Consider the following 18,319-nt stretch of genomic DNA (forward strand, 5'->3'; position numbering starts at 1 on the left):
TATTTAATTAAAAACGCGCTCTATTTTGAGCGCGCTGTTTTATTCTAATTCTATTTCAAATTGCGTTAATTGCTTAAATTGTAATAATCGTTTATGCACTTCTTCGTTTGATAAATTTTGCATACGCTCAGTTCCAAATTTTTCAACACAAAACGATGCTAATGTTGATCCGTAAATAATAGCATTTTTCATGTTTTCAAAAGATGTATCATTTGTTTTTGCTAAGTAACCTGCAAAACCGCCTGCAAAGGTATCGCCAGCTCCTGTTGGGTCAAATACTTCTTCTAAAGGTAGTGCTGGTGCATAAAATACATTGTCGTCATGAAACAATAACGCACCGTGTTCTCCTTTCTTTATTACTACATATTTTGGCCCCATGCTATGAATTTTTCTTGCTGCAACTACTAAGGAATATTCTCCTGTTAATTGTCTAGCTTCTTCATCGTTTATTGTGATTACATCAACACGTTTTATAACATTGTGTAATTCTTCTAGAGCAGAATCCATCCAGAAATTCATGGTGTCTAAAATAACTAAATCTGGCTTTGTTGTCATTTGATCTAGAACACTAGATTGGACGATAGGATGTAAATTACCTAACATAACCACACCAGCATCTTTATAATTTTCTGGAACTACAGGGTTAAAATCTGCAAGTGTATTTAGCTCTGTAACTAGAGTATCTCTAGAGTTCATGTCATTGTGGTATTTACCACTCCAGAAAAATGTTTTTCCTTCTTTTACAATTTCTACACCTGTAAGGTTAATATTTTTGTTAGATAGTAAGTCTAAATATTTTTGAGGGAAGTCTCCACCAACAACAGATACGGCTGCAGTATCTACATTAAAATGAGATGCGGCTAAACCAATAAAAGTTGCTGCACCACCAAGTATTTTATCGGTTTTTCCGAATGGCGTTTCAATAGCATCAAATGCCATAGTGCCAACTATAACTAATTTACTCATAAAAAAGAGCGATATTTTTGTGCAAATATAAGTCTTTTATAGAGGTATTCAAGAATAATTTTGTGTAGGTTAAAACTCTTTTTCGAGTAGAAAAAGAGACTTTTAAAATAAAGCGAAGTCTTCCAATTGCAATTATCAACTTAATTGAGCTTGGAGTCTAATTTATTTTAGGCTTTTTAATTATCTTCTTATTAAAACACTTTTTTAGAAATTAATCTGTTAATTAAGTAAGCAAATAAAATTAAACATAAACAGTAAAAATAAACAGAGAAGTTTTCGTATATATAGGTTAAGAAGCTTTTTTTGTGATGGTTGACATGATGCTGTAATAGGTTCCCTAAAATAACTAAACCGTTATTAAGTGCATGAAGAATAATTACCATTCCTACACTTCTGGTTTTAAAATACACATAACCTAAAAACAAACCTAAAATTAAGGCCCATAATATATTTAGTGAAGATCCAATAAGGTTTGTGAAGATTAAGTGTTCTAATGAAAATAAAACAGAAGATATTATTATGGATTTATTAGGTTTATAGCTTACTAAAAGCCCTTTTAAAATAATACCTCTAAATATAATTTCTTCAAAAACAGGTGCAAGTATTATAATTGAAATAAGCCTTGTTTTTGAAGGTATAAAATTTTTATGAAATAAGTTAGAAATAGGTAAGGTGATTACTAAATATGTTAATAAGATTAAAGATAAGATAACTAAGCTTTTATCAATTTTGAAGTTGAACTTCACTTTAATATTATTTTTTTTATTGACTACATAATATATCCCTAAAGTGAAAATGGAAGAACAAATATTGGTAATTAGAGCTGATTTTTCAATTGATAATTTTAGAAAAAAAGTATTTAATGCAAATAGCGGGAAATAAGGAACCATATCAATCCCCATTATAGCAATTACCTCTAAAATGTTTGAAGGAAAGTGTTTTTTCATGTTTAACAGAGTATAAACCCCATAATATATTAGCACTATGGGGTTTAATAGGGTTAACTAAAATAGGCTGTTAATGCCATAGGCTATTAAATTCCAATTTACGGCAAAATGAAAATAGGCAGTACGGCCACCTAAAATACTATCTCCATCGAATCCATTGGGGTCTAAATAGGGAATTTCTGTTCCGCCATTAACATTGGTCTTTTCTTTAGCATTTAGTTCTTTAGTATTGAACTTTGTTAAAGTCATAATCTTTTAGATTTAAAGTTATACAAAAATTTAAAAAACAAAAGAATGCGCATTATTTGTTTAGTTTTTGCAAGATAAACCCATTCACTGCACAAACCTTGCAGTGAAATATTCTTTAGTAAGTTTTAATGAAAAAGTCTATTATTTTCTGCCAAAATCTGCAGGAATCTCTCCCCAAGCTTTGGTTTCCCATTTTACAATAGTTGTTGTGTAAGTGTTGGTTTTAAGCCAGTTTTCGGCTCTATCTACCAATTCAAAAAGCGCCTTATTTTTGTCTGTGCGTTCTAATTTGGTATTACAGTTTTTTTTGCGCACCCAACTCATGGCTGTTTTAGAGTCTGTATATATAATACGGTCGCTATTATGTTGTTTTAAAAAGGCTAATCCGTGAACAATGGCTAAAAACTCACCAATATTATTGGTGCCTTCTTCAAAAGGTCCTTGATGAAAAAGCTGTTTTTTTGTTTTGGTATCTACACCGCGGTATTCCATAATGCCAGGGTTGCCACTAGAAGCGGCATCAACAGCAATAGAGTTGAGGTTGGGTTGTCCAATTTTTTTGAGTTGCTCGTCAGATAGTTCACTTTTAAAGGTTTTTTTCTTTCCTATATAGTTTTTGTAGTTGCTATTTAAAGCTTTTTTGGCAGCGTCAAAACTGTCAAATGATTTGTAAACAGCACCTTGGTATTCTTTAATTTGGGCTTTGCAATCATCCCAAGATTCAAAAACACCTGTTTTATGACCTTTCCAAACGGTATAATATTTTTTCTTTTTTTTACTCATTTAAAAGTTTTTCTACCACTTTTGGAAAATATTCCATCTCTAATTCATGAATTTTTGCGGCTACATCTTCAGCAGTGTCAGTAGGAAGCACATCACATTTAGCTTGAAAAATAGTGGCACCTTCATCATAATTTTCGTTTACATAATGTATGGTAATGCCTGTTTCGGTCTCTTTATTAGCCACAACAGCTTGATGTACATGCATACCATACATGCCTTTTCCTCCAAATTTTGGTAATAAAGCAGGGTGTACATTTATTACCTTATTAGGAAATTCATTTAAAATAAATTCTGGAAACTTCCATAAAAAACCTGCTAATATAATAAGGTCTGGTTTTGAAGATTTTAACAGGTTTAATACGTCTTTGGTTTTAGTAAATGCTATTCTGTTAAAAGACAAAGCGCTTACTTTAAGTTTTTTGGCACGTTCTAAAACTTTGGCATGAGGATTGTTGGTAAGTACCTGAATAACAGATGCATTATTTCTATTTTGAAAAAACTTAATTAAATTTTCAGCATTAGATCCGCTTCCGGACGCAAAAATTACCACACGTTTCATATTACAGATTATAATGTTAAAGATTGTTCAACAAAAAAAAGAATAATTATTAACATTTAGTAGGTAAAATTATAATACTTAAAAGTTATTTTAGTAAATTACAAACACATTTTTGAAGTAAACATGTGTTTTAAAAATAAAGTTTTTTATTTTTGCCAACTGAATTAAAACTTAAAATTAAAAGATTATGTCAGACATTGCATCAAGAGTTAAAGCTATTATCGTAGACAAATTAGGAGTTGATGAAAACGAAGTTGTTGCAGAAGCTAGCTTCACTAACGATTTAGGAGCAGACTCATTAGATACTGTAGAGCTAATTATGGAATTCGAAAAAGAATTCGATATTCAAATCCCAGACGATCAAGCTGAAAATATTGCAACAGTTGGTCAAGCTATTTCTTATATAGAAGCTGCAAAATAAGCACGTTATTTTATGGAATTAAAGAGAGTTGTAGTCACAGGTTTAGGGGCTTTAACACCTATAGGTAATACCATAGATGAATATTGGGAAGGCCTAATTAATGGTAAAAGCGGTGCTGCGCCTATAACATATTTTGATGCTGAAAAGTTTAAAACCAAGTTTGCATGCGAGGTAAAAAACTTTAACGTAACCGATTTTATAGATCGAAAAGAAGCCCGAAGAATGGATAAGTTTGCACAGTATGCTATGATAGCTTCAGATGAAGCCATAGCAGACGCTAAACTAAATCTAGATGAGGTTAATAAGTTGCGTGTAGGTGTTATTTGGGGAGCAGGTATTGGCGGTTTAGAAACCTTTCAGCAAGAAGTATTAAACTATGCAGCTGGTGACGGAACTCCAAGATTTAACCCTTTCTTTATTCCAAAAATGATTGCTGATATTGCGCCAGCAAACATCTCCATAAAACATGGTTTTATGGGACCAAACTACACAACAGTTTCTGCATGTGCATCTTCTGCTAATGCTATTTTTGATGCCTTAAACTCAATTCGTTTAGGATATACAGATGTAGTTGTTACCGGAGGAAGTGAAGCTGCAGTAACCATTGCTGGTATGGGTGGTTTTAATGCAATGCATGCACTATCAACTAGAAATGAAAGCCCTGAAACAGCTTCAAGACCTTTTGATGGAACCAGAGATGGTTTTGTTTTAGGCGAAGGTGCAGGTGCTTTAGTTTTAGAAGAATATGAGCATGCCAAAGCAAGAGGAGCAAAAATTTATGCTGAAGTTGCAGGTGGAGGATTATCTTCAGACGCATATCACATGACAGCGCCTCACCCAGAAGGACTTGGTGTAGTAGAGGTGATGAAAAATTGTTTAGAAAATGCGGGACTAAACCCAGAAGATGTAGACCATATTAATACACATGGAACCTCTACTCCTTTGGGTGATGTGGCAGAACTTAAAGCCATTTCAAAAGTGTTTGGTAGTCATGCAAAAAACATAAATATTAATTCAACAAAATCAATGACGGGGCACCTGTTAGGTGCAGCTGGAGCTATTGAGGCCATCTCAAGTATTTTAGCTATAGAGCATGGTGTAGTACCTCCAACAATTAATCATACTACGGTTGATGAAAATATTGATCCAGAATTAAATTTAACTCTAAACAAAGCTCAAAAGCGCGATGTTAAAGTAGCAATGAGTAATACATTTGGATTTGGCGGGCACAACGCTTGTGTATTATTCAAGAAAATATAGACAGAATCCCGAGTGAAAAACATTCGTAACATATTAAATTCCCGTTTTAAACGCAACGGGAATTTTTTTATGGAAATAACTAAAATTGTAGGATTCAAGCCTAAAAATATTGAATATTTCAAAACAGCATTTACACATCGATCTATGAATATAAAAGACGATGAAGGAAATGCTATAAATTATGAACGTTTAGAGTTTTTAGGTGATGCTATGCTAAGTGCTGTTGTAGCCTCGCATTTATATCAGGAAGTGCCTGGTGGAGATGAAGGTTACCTAACAAAAATGCGCTCTAAAGTGGTAAGTAGAGAGCATTTAAATGAATTGGGAAGAGAATTAAAACTAATTGATTTAGTAGAAAGCAAAATACCTGCCGGACAATTTGGAGATAATATTCACGGCAATTTATTTGAAGCTTTAGTAGGCGCCATATTTTTAGACCGAGGTTATAAGTATTGCGAGAAATTTATCTTTAAACGCGTTATCATCCCTAAAGTAGATATTGAAAAACTAGAGGGAAAAGTTATTAGCTATAAAAGTTTACTTATAGAATGGTGCCAAAAAGAAAAGAAAACTTTTGGTTACAATGTATATGAAGATACAGGGAACGATGATGTAAGACATTTTTCAGTAAAATTATCAATAGACCAAAAAGTTGTAGCAAAGGCCAGAGCAACATCAAAGAAAAAAGCCGAAGAGAAAGCATCAAAACGCGCCTTTTTTGCTTTTCAGAATAAGATTTCTAAAACGTTGTAAAAAATTACTGTTAATTTAAAGTTAACTACAACGTTTTAGTTACTTATCTTTTCAAGATTAACTAAATCCTATCTCAATTCAATATTATAAATATTATATTTACGCCTACAAAATTAGGGTATGGCAATTCATAAACTTGTTTTTGATGATATTGAAGAAGACCTATTTACTTTAATTGCAATACATTGCACTCTTGAAGATTATAGGATAGCTTATCTCTTAAATAAATTTTTAGGAATTACTCTAGTTAGAAAACCATTAGATTTAGATTTTCAAAATGGAGAATTAACCTATTCTATTTATGAGTGGGAAGATTGCAAACAACAAACCATTTGGAATTTAGTATCTAATGTTTGTAAAACGGAAGATTATAGACAAGGCAACAGTAATTCATTATTTAGTTTGCAAGAAAAAACAACCAAAATAAATTACTTATTACCAGAATATAAAACCGTTAATTATTTTTTAAAAATAGATAACGAGTTCAATTTTAATAAAGAAAAATATATTATAGATAGTATATTAAAAATACAACAGGTAGCAACTGCCTACAGTATTAAACCTGATAAATTGAAATCTAAAGATCATTTAATTTTTAGCTAATGTCATTAACAAAAAAGACCAAAATAGTAGCCACATTAGGACCCGCAACAAGTAGTAAAGAAGTTTTAAAAGGCATGCTTGAAGAAGGGGCTAATGTTTTTAGGATAAATTTTTCTCATGCCGATTATGAGGATGTTGCAGAACGTGTAAAAATGATTCGAGAACTAAACGAAGAGTACGGTTTTACTGCTGCTATATTAGCAGATTTACAAGGCCCAAAGCTTCGTGTTGGTGTTATGAAAGAAGAAGTAGTTGTAAATCCCGGAGATGAGATTGTTTTTGCAACAGGAGAGCGTTTTGAAGGTACCAAAGAGCGTGTTTACATGACTTACGATAGGTTTCCGCAAGATGCTAAACCAGGAGAACGCATTCTTTTAGATGATGGTAAACTTATTTTTGAAGTAGTTTCAACAGATCAAAAATCTGAAGTAAAAGCCAAAGTAATTCAAGGCGGACCACTTAAATCAAAAAAAGGTGTAAACTTACCAAATACCAATATATCACAGCCGGCATTAACCGAAAAAGATATACAAGATGCTATTTTTGCCATTAGCCTTGATGTAGATTGGATAGCCTTATCCTTTGTACGTCATGCAGAAGATTTAATGCAATTAAGAGATTTAATTAATGAGCATTCAGAGCATAAAATTCCTATTGTAGCCAAAATAGAAAAGCCAGAGGCTATAGAAAACATTGATAAAATAGTAACTCATTGTGATGGTATTATGGTAGCACGTGGTGATTTAGGTGTTGAAATTCCTGCAGCCGATGTACCCTTAATTCAAAAGCAATTAGTATTACGTGCTAAAAAAGCCAGAATACCGGTAATTATAGCAACTCAAATGATGGAAACCATGATTTCTAGTTTAACACCAACTAGAGCAGAGGTTAATGATGTTGCAAACTCTGTTATGGATGGAGCCGATGCTGTAATGCTTTCAGGTGAAACCTCTGTTGGTAATTACCCGGTACAGGTAATTAGCCAAATGGCTAGCATTTTAAAAAGTGTAGAGAATTCACCTTTAATTAAAGTACCACAATTACCGCCGCATATTCGTACTAACAGATATATTACAAAATCTATTTGTTATCACGCAGCAAATATGGCTAATGAAATTGATGCAAAAGCTATTTCAACTTTAACAAATAGTGGTTATACAGCGTTTCAAATTTCGGCTTGGAGACCATCATGTCATATTTTAGTTTTCACATCAAACAAACGCATATTAACCCGTCTTAGTTTACTTTGGGGAGTGCGTACTTTTTATTATGATAAGTTTGTGAGTACAGATGAAACTATTGAAGATGTTAATAAAATAGCTTGCCAAAAAGGATATGTAGATGTTGGTGATATGCTTGTAAGTTTAGCAGCAATGCCAATACAAGATAAAGGTATGGTTAATACGTTGCGTGTTACAGAAATTAAAAGCTGTAGTTTTTAATTTAAATTATAACATAGTTTAATAAAAAAAGAGGGACAAAATTTTGTCCCTCTTTTTTATTGTAGTTATAAAATGCTTTATTTACTACCAAGCACCAATAAAGTGGCTGCCTTCAGCATTTATTAACTCGGCTCCTTTTGTTACGGTACCTGTTTCTGTATCTACAATATAAATGTTACCATTTTTACCAACAGCAGCAGCAGTTAAGTAAATATCATTTCCATCAACTGCATAACCTTGATATTGGAACATTTCCATATCTACTTCATAAGGAATGCTTTCTATTTTAGTGGCGGTTTTAGCTTCTAAATCTATTAAAGCAAAGTAACTTTCTCCTCTTCCAGAAATGCCTTCTTGAGAACCATCATGACGATAAGCTAAAACACCTTTGCCATTTGCAGCAGGTCTCCAAGCTAAAACATAAGCACCAGTAACACCTAAGGCTTCATCTAAATTAAAATTATAAGTATCATCATATTCATTATCAGCGTCTATTTTTAAAATATAAGAACCTTCTGGGTCACTTTGGTTAGCTTGATATACAGATCCGTTATATTCAAAAGCATTAATGCTACGGTAGCCATTTGTATTTCCATGACCTACAGTTGATGTTATTATTGTTGGGTTTAATAATGATGGGTAATCTAGAACAATTGTTTTAGAACCTAAAATTTCGTAATCGCTGTCGCTCTCTAAAGTACTTGGGTCTATTTTACTAATGCGTGCACCAATGTATAATTTATCTCCAGCAGTATTTAATGTTGGCATATCTATACGAGAAATATAGTATCCGTTTGCTGAATCTTCATCATTTAAAGTAATAGTGTGTTCTTGGAAATTTTTAATTGAAGAATTTACTAAATCAAGTGTTACAATACCAATGGTAGAGTTTGTATGTGTATAGTAATCGTCGGTAACATCTTCTGGAGTGTCATTGTCATCAACTTGATGCTCTGTTGATACGTAAACGGCAGCTCCGGTTTGGTCGCCATCAAATAATTTAATCCAACGTGGTGCTGTACCAACATAAGGCTCTATACTAATTTCAGAACCCGTTTTTACAAAGTTATTACCACCTTCAACGGTGTATTTTGTGTAAACACCCCCAGTATCGCCAGCATAACTAATATTAAATATTGTGCTTCCATCTTCAGATGCTTGTAAACGTGCTGTACGGTTTGATGGGGCAACAAAGCCATTGTTGAATGGATCGATTTGTACGGTTTGGTCTTGTGCATCTTCTTTAGTAACCGAGTAAATTAAGGTACCACCGTTACCATCTCCTGGGTCTGTTCCCATTAATGCACCTGCTATGGTTATCCAGCGGCTGTTGTCTTCATTGTCTTCTTCAATAATATTTGTTGGATCATCATCCGAACAGCTAAAGAATATTGCTAAAGAACTAAATAATAGTGCTAAAGTTTTAAGGTTTAGAATAGTTTGTTTCATTTTATACTTGTTTTAAAATTTATTGATTGAATAATTTAATTTTACATAAAAAGAACGTCCTGGTTTTTGTACCGACATGTTATCGTAGGCCGCTTTATCAAATATGTTTTTGGCATCAAAGCTTAATACCAGTTTTTTATTAGGAAATATGTAACTACAACCTAAATCTTGAATAAACTGACTAGGGATTACAAATTCATCATACCCCGTATTACTATCTCCTGGTGGATTTAAATACAAAAACTCATCAGTAAAATAGTTGCTGTAATAAAGATTTAATCGAGATTTATTTTGGATGATATTTTTAAATGAATAGCGTAAGCTACCATTCATAGTAAATAATGGTGTATTGGGTATATTTACGGTATTACCGTATCTGTTGGTGTATTCTAAAGTTAAGCGAGATAGGTTAAAATTAAGCCCAAAGTTATTTTTAAAATTATAGCTTAATTGAAACTCAATTCCCTTAGATCTGGTTTTATCATCAAAATTTGCATATTGTACTAGTTCATCGTTTTCCCAACTATCCTCACTGCTAGCGGGTAGCCCTATTAAATCTTCTATGTTTCTGGTAAAAAGATTGGTAGAAATAGTAAAGTCATGATTTTTAAAAGTGTATTTCCCAAAACGAAACCCTAAATTAAAATTTTTACTAATTTCTGGTTTTACTGTAAGGTTAGCAATAACGTTATCACCTGCATCACCAAAAACTTCTATTTCACTGGGCAGTCTAATTGCTTTTTCGGCCGAAGCTAACAAGGTAAATGTTGGTTTAAAGGTATAAGACCCTGCTAGTCCAAAACCATTGTAGTTTTTATCGCTTTTATAAACTGTTTCAATAACTTCTGTTTCGTCATCGTTAAATTCGGGTGCAGTGTTTAATACTTTTTGCCTGTAATGTTTACCAAAAACATTTAGTTTAAGTTTATTTTTAAGTGCATTTAGTTCATAACTTAATGAGGTTATATTTTTGTATAAATCGCTGGTTTGCTGAAATGTATTTTCAAGTAAAGAAATCATTTCATCAGAATCTTCACGATCTAAACCACTATAAAAATGGTTCACTAAAATTTTATGGTTGCTATTTATTTTATAAGAAACACCAGCTCTTATAGATGATACATTTCGTTTTATATTAAGTAGTGTTGGTCCTTGTTCACTTTGCGAGCCCCAAGTATATTCATATTCATCACCTTTGTAATCTATAGCTCTATTACCTGTCCAACTATAAGCAATGGCTGTAGTATCATTAACTATTCTGTTTCGTTTACCAAATAACCCTGTAACATTTACATCTAAACCGTTAACAAATAAATCTTTTTTTAAATAAACCAAATTGGCTAATAAGGCATCAGACTCTAAAAACCGGCCTTTGTAAGGGCGTCTGGTTACAAAAGCACCATGTTGTACTTGTTTATAATCATCAGATGCAGTTACCCCAATAAAAAATTGGTCGGCCCATTTAACATCAGTATATCCTAAGTTTAATATACCTCCTGTTGAGCGATAAGCGTCATAAAAGCGTCTTGCTGTAATAGGAGTTTCAACCCCTCCAATACCTATATCTACAATAGTTGGTCCTGAAATTTTATAATCGTTATCAGAATAATTATGAAAAGCAGAAGCTTTTATTGTAAATCCAGATTTTTCAAAACGATATAAACCATTTATGTTAGCCTGAAAGGTGTTGAATGAACCATAAGAAACCGATGCATTTAAACTTGTTTTAGTTCCTTTTTTTAAAACAATATTTATAGCACCGCCTAGTGCATCATCGGCCAAATGCCCAGGAATAACACCTTTATAAACTTCAACACGCTCTATTAGTGCAGGAGGAATACTGTTTAAGTTAAATGATGACCCGTACATAGACATAGGAATGCCATCTATAAAAATGGTTACAGAGTTACCAGACAAACCATTTAAACTGTATTCAACATTAGAACCTAAACCGCCATTTTGCCTAAGTTTTACACCAACTGTTGAGTTTAAAAGTTCATTGGTTTGAACGTTTCTTAAACTTGCCTCTTTGGTTTCAATAAGATTTACAGAAAAACCTTTGGTTTCCGTTTTTCTTTTTTCTGTTTCTGTTTGTATTAAAACTTCGTTTAAGGCTTGATAATCTGTTATTTCTAGTACAATATTAACAGATTTTGTAGTGCTATTTAGTTGAATTTGTTTAGTTACGCTTTTAGCATTAAGCGAACTTATTGTTAGTGAATAATTACCAAAAGGAAGATTTTTAAATACAAACTCACCATTAATTCCTGCTGAGGTTTCTTGTTTTAAAGAATTGTTTTGAATAACTATTGTTGCGCCTAAAGCAGGTTTATTATTATCAAACAAAACATAACCAGAAAGTGTGCTATTTTGAGATACTGCACCTAAGCTAAAACAAATTGCAATTAAAGAAAATAACGACTTTGCCAAAATAATAGTTTTTTATTTTGGGCAAAAATATACTTATTTAGACTAAATCCAAATAAAAATAAACGTTTTTTTAGAATGAATTTAAATGAGGTTTTTTGTCTTAAAAAATTAAAATCCAAATTTTAATTGTACACTTATGCTGTTTTTATCTTGTGTTTTTTTTGGTTTTTCTGTATTTAAATTTGATAACGAAATACCTAAGAGTCTTACAGAGTTTTGTAGTTTTTCTTGATATAATAACTCCTTAGCAGTTTCTAATATTACACTTTTGTTTTTTATAAAATAAGGCAGTGTTTTACTACGAGTTTGCAACGTAAAATCACTGTATTTAATTTTTAGGGTTACTGTTTTACCTGCTACATTACTCTTTGTTAAACGTTTTGAAACCTCAGTAGCTATTTGGTCTAGTTTTTCTAGCATAAATACTTCGCTAGATAAATTTTCACTAAATGTACGTTCTGCAGCTAAACTTTTTCTAGTACGGTGGGGTTTTACTTCGCTAGTGTGAATGCCTCTTACAATGTGGTAATAATACCTGCCAGATTTACCAAAATTGGCATCTAAATATTCTAATGATTTTTGTTTTAAGTCTGCACCAGTAAAAATGCCTTTTTGGTACATTTTTTCAGCCGTAACTTTGCCAACGCCGTAAAACTTTCTAATGTCTAATTGCTCTAAAAATTCTATTACTTCTTCTGGGTTAACCGTTTTTTGACCGTTAGGTTTATTATAATCACTGGCTACTTTTGCAATAAATTTATTAATAGAAATACCTGCCGAAGCCGTTAATCCAATTTCGTTTAAAATTCTATTTCTAATTTCTTTGGCAATTAGGGTAGCACTTGGGTTCCCTTTTTTGTTTTTAGTAACATCTAAGTAAGCTTCGTCTAACGAAAGTGGTTCTACTAAATCGGTATAATCAAAAAAAATTTTTCTAATACGTTTAGAAATTTCAGAATAGCGCTCAAAATTAGGTCTAACAAAAATAAGTTCAGGACATAATTTTGCTGCTAATCTACCAGACATGGCACTTTTAACACCAAACTTTCTGGCTTCATAACTAGCGGCACTAACCACACCACGCTTACCGCCACCACCAACAGCAATTGGTTTTCCTTTTAATTTAGGGTTGTCCATTTGCTCAACAGAGGCATAAAAAGCATCCATATCAACATGAATAATTTTTCGTATTGGTAAATCCACAGACATACTGTAAATTTAGGCATTAAATACTTTTTAGTATAACCTCTTTTTAAAATTGAATGATAGAAATTGAACGTAAATTTTTGGTAAATTCTAATGCTTTTAAAAAAGACGCTTTTAAAGAAACTAGAATAATTCAAGGCTTTTTAAATACCCATAAAGAAAGAACTGTAAGGGTAAGGCTAAAAGGCAACGAAGGTTTTTTAACTGTAAAAGGAAAATCTTCAGATGATGGTTTAACACGTTTTGAATGGGAAACCAAAATATCTGATACAGATGCTAAGAATTTGTTAAATATTTGTGAATCAGGGCTAATTGATAAAATTCGTTATGAGGTGCAGCTAAAAAATCATATTTTTGAGATAGATGAATTTTTTGGAGATAACCAAGGTTTAATTATAGCCGAGGTTGAATTAAACTCTAAGAACGAAACTTTTGAAAAGCCAAGTTGGTTGGGAAAAGAAGTAACCGGAAATATAAAATATTATAATTCTCAACTTAGTAAAAACCCTTATTGCAATTGGGAAAAATAAAAATATGATGAAAAAACTATTAATAACTCTATCTGTTTTAGCTTGTTTCATGTCTTGTAAAGAAGCACCTAAAACAAATTCACTAGACGCTAATGACAAGATTGATATAGAAGTAGATTCAACTAAAATAGACGTTGTTGAAGCTCCAGTTAAAAAAACAACCCAGCAAATAAAAGAAGAACTTACATCAAAAGGCTTTCAGGTTTTTGATTATGTAGATAAAAAAACGCAAGATACTATCTTAATGCAGCAATATTTTATAGCTTTTTTAAAACGAGGACCTATTAGAACTCAAAATGAAGAAGAAGCGGCACTCATTCAAGAAGGACATTTAGCACATTTAAGTAAAATGTATGAGTTAGGTTATGCTGATATTTCTGGACCATTTGGAGATGATGGTGATATTCGTGGTATAACCATTTACAACGTGCCAACCCTAAAAATGGCAGATAGTTTAGCAAAATCTGATCCCGCCGTTAAAGCTGGAAGAATAGAAATTGAAATTCATCCGTGGTACGCAGCAAAGGGCTTTCCGTTACGCTAATGCTTAAAATTTTACGCCCCATTATTTTTATTATTAATGTTATAATAATATTAGCATTAATAGGCATTCATTTTATAATCAAAGAGCATACTTATCAAACCTCTTTGTATTATTATACGTTTCCACTCCCAATCATTATCATTATAGTTTTGGCGCTTTCTGTTTTCCTTAGCAATAAATTCAGAAAGTATAATTTGTATTTAGCAGGCATTTTTTTAATTATTTGGCTAAGCAGAAGTTTTAAAATACATATAGCTGAAAATTTTGATGAAACAGATTTAGAAATTGTGTTTTGGAATGCCTCTCATTATAGAGAGTTTGATGATGTTTTTAAAGAGATTGAAAGCATTCCAGATGTAGTGGTTTTGGTTGAATATCATGGTGATTATTTAGATGAAGCAAAAAAGAAATATCCAGAATATTATTTCTATGAAAATTCTAATGAAGAAATAGGCATATTTTCAAAAAGTCCTATACAGGTAAATGAGGTTGTCCCTTCAAAATATGGTTCTTCAGTTATTAATTTTGAAACTCATAGTATTAATTTTTATGCTGTAGATGTTTCTGCAAGTATTGATGTTCCTAGAAGTTGGGAAACAGACTTTGTAAACAAAGCCATTACAAAAAAACAAAAAACGGTGGTGTTAGGAGATTTTAATGTTCCGTATGAATCGAAGTTTTTAACACCAATAAAAGAAAATTTTAATCATGCTTTTAATGAAAAAGGATTTGGTTTTAGAGAAACCTGGTTTTATAATATTCCGTTGTTATCTCTAGACTACATTTGGGTTTCAAAAGATTTAGAAATTTTAAAAACCGAAAAAGTAGGCACTTTTAAAAGTGATCATGCTATAATTAAAACGGTTATAAAAAACTAGTTATATAGATATTTCAAATACACATTTAGCGTCATTACCAAATTCGTCAACCACTGTTAAAGTGTGTTTGCCTTCTTTGGGTAAAATGGCTAGTTCATGAATGTCTTTAGTGCTACCAATAAAATAATTATCTATGTACCAAAAAAGTGTGCTTTCAGGTTTTGAATGTGCTACTTTTAATATAAGTTCGTTGGTAGCCCCATCAAAATTTTTAGGCAAATAAACAGTATTATTGTTTTTTGGATAAATAAATTGCATAGAAATAGTTCTGTTACCTAAACAATCATTTCTAAAAGGTGGTAATGTTTTATAAAACGGATTATTAGTCTTGTAATAATGTGCCATTAACGGTGGCAATACAAACCAAGAAGTATGTTTTATATTACTTGCATCTTCACACGAAGCATTTACTTGATAGGTTTTAGTACTATCTAAATGAACTAAAATATGGTACGGACAAGGTTTAGTTTTTAGTCCGCTTAATTGAACATAAGCATTTTTGGTGTCGTTACAATTTGGAGATGCTCTATAGCCACTTTGTTTACAAACAGTAATTGTTTGCATTTCATCAAAAGGTTTAGTAAACCATTGGCTTTTTGGTAGTAAATCAAAAACTTCAAAAAGTATAGGAGCGGCAGTTTGCACGCCTACTAATCCGGGTCTGCCCTCTCCATCAGCATTTCCAACCCAAACTCCAACTACATAATCTTTTGTAGTGCCAATGGCCCAAGCATCTCTAAAGCCAAAACTAGTACCTGTTTTCCATGCTATTTGTTTAGAATCATCAAAAAACTCCCAGTTTTCATCACCTTCGGGTCTGTTTACTTGTTTTAGACTTTCAAAAGTTAAGTAAATAGAAGCGGCATCAAATAATGTTTTTTCAGATTGAAGTTTGCCAAAATCTACTGTTTTTGAGGTAAACAAGGTAGGTTCGCAAAATTCGTTGGAATAATATTCACTTGAAGTTTCAGAAAAATGATTTAAAGTTGAAGCCATGGCTGCATAACTTTTACATAAATCCCAAAGGTTACTTTCGGCTCCTCCAAGAATTAAAGACAACCCATAATGATTGGCATTATATTTTAAGTCTTTTAATTTCAATGCTTTTAAATAATGATGAAACCTATCTAAACCAAATTCTTGTAGCATTCTAACCGAAGGTACGTTTAAAGATTGAGATAGTGCTTTACTTGCAGGAACTGCACCAGCATAGGTTTTGTTGAAGTTTTCAGGGTTATAGCTTCCAAACTGGCTAGGTACATCAGCTACCAAAGTATTGGGTAATATATCGCCGGCATCTAACATGGCAGCGTATAAAAAGGGCTTTAAAATACTACCGGTGCTTCTGGGTTTGTCAATAATATCAACATCTTTTTGGTGGGTTTTGGTAGTTGGTGTGTTGCCAACATAAGCCAAAACTTGTCTGGTTTTTACGTTTAAAACCAATACTGCGGCATTATGAATTTCATTTTGACTTAAAACTGAATAATGCTGTTTTACAATGGCATTTGCTTGCTTTTGAAGCGATACATCTATAGTAGTTTTTAAGGCTTCTCCTGGATGTGTTTCAGATAATTTTTGCAATAAATGCGGTGCAATTTGAGGTAATGGATAAGGTTTTTGGGGTAAATCTTCAGCAATAGATAAATTATAAGTTAATGAATCTATAATATTATTTTGAAGTAATTTTAGAAGCAGTTTATTGCGTTTGTTACGTAAATGTATTTCGTTTTTACCTGGATAAATTAAACTTGGTGCATTAGGTAAAACCGCCAAAGTAGCACTTTCTGCCCAGGATAAATTGTGAGGTCTTCTATTAAAATAACGCCATGATGCGGCATCTAAACCAACTACATTGCCGCCAAAGGGCGCATTGCTTGCATAGTAACTTAAAATTTTTTCTTTTGAGATTTTTAGTTCTAAACGTGTGGCTAAAATGAGCTCTTTTAATTTTTCTAAATAAGTTCTTGGTTTTCCTTGTCTTGATAATCTAATGACTTGTTGTGTAATGGTGCTGCCACCACGTTTCACGGTACCCGATTTTAAGTTTTGTTGTAATGCTTTAAAAATTGATACAGGATTAAAACCTGGATGTTTATAAAAATATTCGTCTTCAAACTGAATAATGCAGGTTTTAAATTTTATGGGTATACTATCGTTATGCGGAAAACGCCATTGACCATCACTGGCTATTTTGGCACCAATGAGTGTATTGTTTGAACTGGTTATTACGGTTGAGGTTGGTGTTTTAAAAAGCTGTTTAGGTAAACAAAAATAATAGGCTACACAAAGTATGGCTAAGATGAAAAACCTAGCCTTTCGTTTTTTTATGTAGCCTAGTATTTTATTCAATTTTTATTGTTTTTATTCGTTATTTAGAATGCCATGAAGCAATCTAGTAATAAATAGAGCTAAAATCATTTTAATTATTAACAGCCCATAGGCACATTAAAAGCAATTGTTTTTTCAATTTTTTCATCATACATGGTGGTAAAAATAACTTTAAAATATATTTTACTAATACCAATTGTAGAGGCGCCTTTGTTAATTTTTTTCTCGTCTTTAATCAAATTATACCAAACATCGCCACAATGCTCTTTTACAGCGTTTTTAAATTCTGAAATATCAACGTTTATAAACTTATTTTGGGCTTTGTTGCTGTATGTTATGGTTTCAAAAATACCTGTTTTTTTAGTAGATTTTAAAGGTGTCCAAGCAGAATAAAAATGTTTCCATTCTATTAAATCACAATGCGGACCTTCGGCTTGAATAGAGATGCTGTTTTCATGTCTTTGAAATACTTTTATGCTTTTGTATTTTGAATGATGCCTTACACGAATGGTTTTGCCTTCAAGTGTTTCGCCTATTTCAAGAATGGCATCAACAGTATTATCGGAATGTGTTGAGATTTGCTCATCTCCAATAATTTCGGCATTTAAATTTTCAAATTCTAAAGTAAAATCATCAAAACCAACACTAAAGCGTTTTTCTATTTTATTATCAGTTAAAAAACCATTAAATACGTAACCAGAACGGTGGTTATAAATATCGTCTTTACAGGTTACTTTTACCCATTCTCCAGAAACAATGTTGTTATTATCTTTAACATCAAGTTTTAAGTTTGTACGTTCTGTTATTTCTAACGTGGTTCCGTAAGCTAGTTTATCTATACGTTTTGAATCTTGACTAGGGTTGTCTCTTAAAAACAAGCCATTATCGGCGTTTACATATCTTATTTCTTGTGCTTTAGCAATATTGAATGTTATTAATACTGCCACTATATAAATATATTTTTTCAT

Annotated in this window: 18 protein-coding genes; 8 read left to right on the forward strand and 10 right to left on the reverse strand. The window is 32.1% G+C overall.

The features are described from left to right. Positions 1–39 precede the first annotated feature (39 nt). The 5 genes from J1D01_RS01035 to purN all read right to left on the reverse strand — a co-directional run bounded on the left by J1D01_RS01035 (position 40) and on the right by purN (position 3,504). Positions 40–966, reverse strand: coding sequence for a PfkB family carbohydrate kinase (locus tag J1D01_RS01035; RefSeq protein WP_421149546.1), 927 nt, complete (start codon positions 964–966; stop codon positions 40–42). A 191-nt stretch (positions 967–1,157) separates the two neighbouring features. Continuing rightward, positions 1,158–1,913 (reverse strand): CPBP family intramembrane glutamic endopeptidase, encoded by a 756-nt coding sequence (locus J1D01_RS01040; RefSeq protein ID WP_421149547.1) that lies wholly within the window; start codon positions 1,911–1,913, stop codon positions 1,158–1,160. Between the two features lie 57 nt (positions 1,914–1,970). Beyond that, a complete protein-coding gene (locus tag J1D01_RS01045) occupies positions 1,971–2,162 on the reverse strand; it encodes a hypothetical protein (RefSeq protein ID WP_421149548.1) in 192 nt (63 codons plus the stop codon). 141 nt (positions 2,163–2,303) lie between these two features. Then, positions 2,304–2,945 (reverse strand): viroplasmin family protein, encoded by a 642-nt coding sequence (locus J1D01_RS01050; protein ID WP_421149549.1) that lies wholly within the window; start codon positions 2,943–2,945, stop codon positions 2,304–2,306. Beyond that, on the reverse strand, positions 2,938–3,504 hold the full coding sequence (gene purN / locus J1D01_RS01055; protein WP_421149550.1) for a phosphoribosylglycinamide formyltransferase: 567 nt from the start codon (positions 3,502–3,504) through the stop codon (positions 2,938–2,940). Before purN ends, J1D01_RS01050 begins: the two co-directional genes overlap by 8 nt. 187 nt (positions 3,505–3,691) lie before the next feature. On the opposite strand from purN, the gene J1D01_RS01060 reads away from it, so the two are divergent. From J1D01_RS01060 to pyk, 5 genes are all read left to right on the forward strand, one after another. Then, entirely contained in the window at positions 3,692–3,925 is a 234-nt protein-coding gene (locus J1D01_RS01060) for an acyl carrier protein (RefSeq protein ID WP_076698750.1), read from the forward strand. A 12-nt stretch (positions 3,926–3,937) separates the two neighbouring features. Beyond that, positions 3,938–5,185, forward strand: a complete 1,248-nt coding sequence (fabF, locus tag J1D01_RS01065) for a beta-ketoacyl-ACP synthase II (protein WP_372938196.1) — start codon at positions 3,938–3,940, stop codon at positions 5,183–5,185. 69 nt (positions 5,186–5,254) lie between these two features. After that, positions 5,255–5,938: a ribonuclease III gene (gene rnc, locus J1D01_RS01070; protein ID WP_372938197.1), complete on the forward strand. Its 684-nt coding sequence runs from the start codon at positions 5,255–5,257 to the stop codon at positions 5,936–5,938. A gap of 120 nt (positions 5,939–6,058) precedes the next feature. After that, the gene (locus J1D01_RS01075; protein WP_372938198.1) at positions 6,059–6,541 is read left to right on the forward strand and encodes an IPExxxVDY family protein; all 483 of its coding nucleotides are present in this window, start codon (positions 6,059–6,061) and stop codon (positions 6,539–6,541) included. Continuing rightward, complete coding sequence (gene pyk, locus J1D01_RS01080; RefSeq protein ID WP_421149551.1) at positions 6,541–7,983, forward strand: pyruvate kinase; 1,443 nt, start codon at positions 6,541–6,543, stop codon at positions 7,981–7,983. The genes J1D01_RS01075 and pyk overlap by 1 nt, the downstream gene beginning before the upstream one ends. Before the next feature lie 84 nt (positions 7,984–8,067). Here pyk and J1D01_RS01085 read toward each other — a convergent pair whose 3' ends face one another. From J1D01_RS01085 to dinB, 3 genes are all read right to left on the reverse strand, one after another. After that, on the reverse strand, positions 8,068–9,432 hold the full coding sequence (locus tag J1D01_RS01085; protein ID WP_372937650.1) for a hypothetical protein: 1,365 nt from the start codon (positions 9,430–9,432) through the stop codon (positions 8,068–8,070). A gap of 12 nt (positions 9,433–9,444) precedes the next feature. Next, positions 9,445–11,862, reverse strand: a complete 2,418-nt coding sequence (locus J1D01_RS01090) for a TonB-dependent receptor (RefSeq protein WP_421149552.1) — start codon at positions 11,860–11,862, stop codon at positions 9,445–9,447. A gap of 108 nt (positions 11,863–11,970) precedes the next feature. Beyond that, on the reverse strand, positions 11,971–13,071 hold the full coding sequence (gene dinB, locus J1D01_RS01095) for a DNA polymerase IV (RefSeq protein WP_421149553.1): 1,101 nt from the start codon (positions 13,069–13,071) through the stop codon (positions 11,971–11,973). Between the two features lie 53 nt (positions 13,072–13,124). Between dinB and J1D01_RS01100 the strand changes: the two genes are divergently transcribed. The 3 genes from J1D01_RS01100 to J1D01_RS01110 are packed head-to-tail and all read left to right on the forward strand — an operon-like array spanning position 13,125 to position 15,020. Further along, the gene (locus J1D01_RS01100; RefSeq protein ID WP_421149554.1) at positions 13,125–13,598 is read left to right on the forward strand and encodes a CYTH domain-containing protein; all 474 of its coding nucleotides are present in this window, start codon (positions 13,125–13,127) and stop codon (positions 13,596–13,598) included. 4 nt (positions 13,599–13,602) lie between these two features. Beyond that, positions 13,603–14,142, forward strand: coding sequence for a YciI family protein (locus J1D01_RS01105; protein WP_421149555.1), 540 nt, complete (start codon positions 13,603–13,605; stop codon positions 14,140–14,142). Beyond that, the gene (locus J1D01_RS01110) at positions 14,142–15,020 is read left to right on the forward strand and encodes an endonuclease/exonuclease/phosphatase family protein (protein ID WP_372937645.1); all 879 of its coding nucleotides are present in this window, start codon (positions 14,142–14,144) and stop codon (positions 15,018–15,020) included. Before J1D01_RS01105 ends, J1D01_RS01110 begins: the two co-directional genes overlap by 1 nt. Here J1D01_RS01110 and pbpC read toward each other — a convergent pair whose 3' ends face one another. Together pbpC and J1D01_RS01120 are read right to left on the reverse strand one after the other, a co-directional pair. Continuing rightward, complete coding sequence (pbpC, locus tag J1D01_RS01115) at positions 15,021–17,372, reverse strand: penicillin-binding protein 1C (RefSeq protein WP_421149556.1); 2,352 nt, start codon at positions 17,370–17,372, stop codon at positions 15,021–15,023. A gap of 77 nt (positions 17,373–17,449) precedes the next feature. Further along, a complete protein-coding gene (locus tag J1D01_RS01120; RefSeq protein ID WP_421149557.1) occupies positions 17,450–18,319 on the reverse strand; it encodes an SH3 domain-containing protein in 870 nt (289 codons plus the stop codon).

This window comes from Seonamhaeicola sp. NFXS20 (assembly GCF_049132085.1).
In the GTDB taxonomy this organism is placed as follows: domain Bacteria; phylum Bacteroidota; class Bacteroidia; order Flavobacteriales; family Flavobacteriaceae; genus Seonamhaeicola.

Bases quoted from the DNA above. Each gene is read 5' to 3' on its own strand.
- J1D01_RS01035 (WP_421149546.1), bottom strand. From the start codon at position 966: ATGAGTAAATTAGTTATAGTTGGCACTATGGCATTTGATGCTATTGAA.
- J1D01_RS01045 (WP_421149548.1), bottom strand. From the start codon at position 2,162: ATGACTTTAACAAAGTTCAATACTAAAGAACTAAATGCTAAAGAAAAG.
- fabF (WP_372938196.1), top strand. From the start codon at position 3,938: ATGGAATTAAAGAGAGTTGTAGTCACAGGTTTAGGGGCTTTAACACCT.
- rnc (WP_372938197.1), top strand. From the start codon at position 5,255: ATGGAAATAACTAAAATTGTAGGATTCAAGCCTAAAAATATTGAATAT.
- J1D01_RS01100 (WP_421149554.1), top strand. From the start codon at position 13,125: ATGATAGAAATTGAACGTAAATTTTTGGTAAATTCTAATGCTTTTAAA.
- J1D01_RS01060 (WP_076698750.1), top strand. From the start codon at position 3,692: ATGTCAGACATTGCATCAAGAGTTAAAGCTATTATCGTAGACAAATTA.
- J1D01_RS01040 (WP_421149547.1), bottom strand. From the start codon at position 1,913: ATGAAAAAACACTTTCCTTCAAACATTTTAGAGGTAATTGCTATAATG.
- J1D01_RS01110 (WP_372937645.1), top strand. From the start codon at position 14,142: ATGCTTAAAATTTTACGCCCCATTATTTTTATTATTAATGTTATAATA.
- J1D01_RS01085 (WP_372937650.1), bottom strand. From the start codon at position 9,432: ATGAAACAAACTATTCTAAACCTTAAAACTTTAGCACTATTATTTAGT.
- J1D01_RS01105 (WP_421149555.1), top strand. From the start codon at position 13,603: ATGATGAAAAAACTATTAATAACTCTATCTGTTTTAGCTTGTTTCATG.
- J1D01_RS01120 (WP_421149557.1), bottom strand. From the start codon at position 18,319: ATGAAAAAATATATTTATATAGTGGCAGTATTAATAACATTCAATATT.
- J1D01_RS01075 (WP_372938198.1), top strand. From the start codon at position 6,059: ATGGCAATTCATAAACTTGTTTTTGATGATATTGAAGAAGACCTATTT.
- dinB (WP_421149553.1), bottom strand. From the start codon at position 13,071: ATGTCTGTGGATTTACCAATACGAAAAATTATTCATGTTGATATGGAT.
- pyk (WP_421149551.1), top strand. From the start codon at position 6,541: ATGTCATTAACAAAAAAGACCAAAATAGTAGCCACATTAGGACCCGCA.
- J1D01_RS01050 (WP_421149549.1), bottom strand. From the start codon at position 2,945: ATGAGTAAAAAAAAGAAAAAATATTATACCGTTTGGAAAGGTCATAAA.
- purN (WP_421149550.1), bottom strand. From the start codon at position 3,504: ATGAAACGTGTGGTAATTTTTGCGTCCGGAAGCGGATCTAATGCTGAA.